1 protein-coding gene is annotated in these 987 nt (G+C 39.6%); it reads right to left on the bottom strand.

The window, feature by feature from the left end; all coding sequences use genetic code 11:
• On the bottom strand, positions 1–987 hold a 987-nt coding region (ilvC, locus tag DW006_RS11965), incomplete at its 5' end, for a ketol-acid reductoisomerase (protein ID WP_118000909.1).

Below are 987 nucleotides of genomic sequence, written 5' to 3'. Positions count from 1 at the left end.
TTAGTTGTTGATTAATTTGCCGCTTTCGTCATTCCAACTGTAAAGTTTTCTGATTTCTTCTCCAACTTTTTCTGATGGATGTTCTGAAGCTAACTTTCTCATTGCCTTGAAGTGTACCTGACGGCCTGCTGGTGACATGTCAAGTAAGAATTCTTTTGCAAATGTTCCGTCCTGAATGTCTGAAAGTACTTTCTTCATTGCTTTCTTTGTATCTTCTGTTACAATCTTTGGTCCTGTTATGTAATCACCGTATTCTGCTGTGTTTGAGATTGAGTATCTCATTCCTGCGAATCCTGACTGGTAAATTAAATCTACGATTAATTTCATTTCGTGGATACATTCGAAGTATGCGTTTCTTGGATCATATCCTGCTTCACATAATGTTTCGAATCCTGCCTGCATTAATGCACATACACCACCACAAAGTACAGCCTGTTCTCCGAATAAGTCTGTTTCTGTTTCTGTTCTGAATGTTGTTTCAAGTACTCCGGCTCTTGCTCCGCCAATTCCTAATGCGTATGCTAATGCCATGTCTAATGCCTTACCTGTTGCATCCTGTTCTACTGCTACTAAGCAAGGTGTTCCTTTTCCTTCCTGATATTCTGAACGTACTGTATGACCAGGTGCCTTTGGTGCTACCATTGTTACGTCTACATCCTTTGGTGGATTGATGCATCCAAAGTGAATGTTAAATCCATGTGCGAACATTAACATGTTTCCTGCTTCAAGGTTTGGTTCAATGTCCTTCTTGTACATGTCTGCCTGTAATTCGTCATTTATAAGTATCATTATAATGTCTGCCTGCTTTGCAGCTTCTGCAGCTGTGTATACCTTAAATCCCTGCTTTTCTGCCTTTGCCCATGACTTACTTCCTTCATATAATCCGATGATTACGTCACATCCTGATTCTTTTAAGTTTAATGCATGTGCATGTCCCTGGCTACCATAACCGATGATTGCAATCTTCTTTCCATCTAATAATGATAA

It is taken from the genome of Eubacterium sp. AF36-5BH, from assembly GCF_003460505.1.
Lineage (GTDB): Bacteria > Bacillota > Clostridia > Lachnospirales > Lachnospiraceae > Eubacterium_G.
The sequence above is the reverse complement of the archived record's forward strand: the minus strand, read 5'-3'. Positions and strand labels throughout refer to the sequence as shown.